Annotated in this window: 1 protein-coding gene; it reads right to left on the reverse strand. The window is 64.7% G+C overall.

Going from position 1 to position 1,138, the window contains the following annotated elements; all coding sequences use genetic code 11:
• Positions 1 to 302: 302 nt before the first annotated feature.
• The gene (locus U1E26_00005; protein ID MDZ4168022.1) at positions 303 to 827 is read right to left on the reverse strand and encodes a hypothetical protein; all 525 of its coding nucleotides are present in this window, start codon (positions 825 to 827) and stop codon (positions 303 to 305) included.
• Between the last annotated feature and the right edge of the window lie 311 nt (positions 828 to 1,138).

Consider the following 1,138-nt stretch of genomic DNA (forward strand, 5'->3'; position numbering starts at 1 on the left):
TCAGTCGCGGCGGAGCCGGCGGACGGTCGCAACCCGGGTCAAAGCAGCGTCGCGGCCGAGCGGATGCGGTGCGAGGAGTCGCATCGCGCGCACGAGCGGATGGATGTCGCGCGCCGGTCGAACGCGATCGCAGGTCAAGACGAATCGACGAGCCGCGATGAAGCCGCATACTGCTTCCTTGCTCGGCTTGCAGCCCCGCTCACGCTAACGTTGTTGCGCTTCAGCCGCGAACGAGCGGCTTCATGTCAGCCTAGCGCGTGCGTGAGTCGGCTGGAAGCGCTTGTTAGGGCGGCCTGCCGCGATTACTCCGGCGCTGGCACTTCGGGACCCCGGCCATCTCGACTGAGCATCGCGCTCACCGACCTTGCCCAAGCGGCATCGAAGGGCGCTTGGCGCCCCACCGTTACCCACCAGTGCTCTGAGGCGATCATGATGCGTGAGTACTTGGGACCGGACAACGAGACCGCGACCGCATCCTGACCGAAGAGGCGCGTCGCGATTGGCCCGAAGACCGCGACCTGCTTCGATCGTGGGCGCTGCGTCTCACTATCGATTCGTGATGCGAAGTCGCTTGACGGTTGTTCCATGCGCGAAATGATCAGGTGACTTGCGAACTCCTTGGAGCGCGCCGACAAGGAGTGCTCGCACCCACCAAAATCGCTCCAGTCCGCAGCAATGCTCATCGGAGCGCCGACCGATGATTCGAGAGACCGAAATCCTTTGGACGAGCCGAAGATGACGCCATCGGCAGTAGTTGCATCGTGGGCCGCACAGCCACTCAGCACCAGCCCAGCGACGATACAGAGCGCAACTATCACGTGTCGCATGGCTCCCCTTGCTCGCCCTAACGTGCGGCGCTTCAGCCGCGCCCGCTGACTGACATGGTAGCCGAGGACTGGCGAAGTCGGCTGGAAGCGCTTGTTAGCGTGGCGCCCGCAGGTCATCCGAGCGGTCGCTGATCGCGAAAGACGCGCACCGAGACCTCACCCGATGATGCATCCGAGTGCACACCCCCGAAGGACTCCAGGCGCGCACGACGGATTTCGTTGCGAGGAATGACAAGTCAGTCGCGGCGGAGCCGGCGGACGGTCGCAACCCGGGTCAAAGCAGCGTCGCGGCCGAGCGGATGCGGTGCGAG

The sequence above is a fragment of the Coriobacteriia bacterium genome (assembly GCA_034370385.1).
Classification (GTDB): domain Bacteria; phylum Actinomycetota; class Coriobacteriia; order Anaerosomatales; family PHET01; genus JAXMKZ01.

Coding starts and splice junctions, on each gene's coding strand:
- U1E26_00005 (MDZ4168022.1), bottom strand. CDS start 827: ATGCGACACGTGATAGTTGCGCTCTGTATCGTCGCTGGGCTGGTGCTG.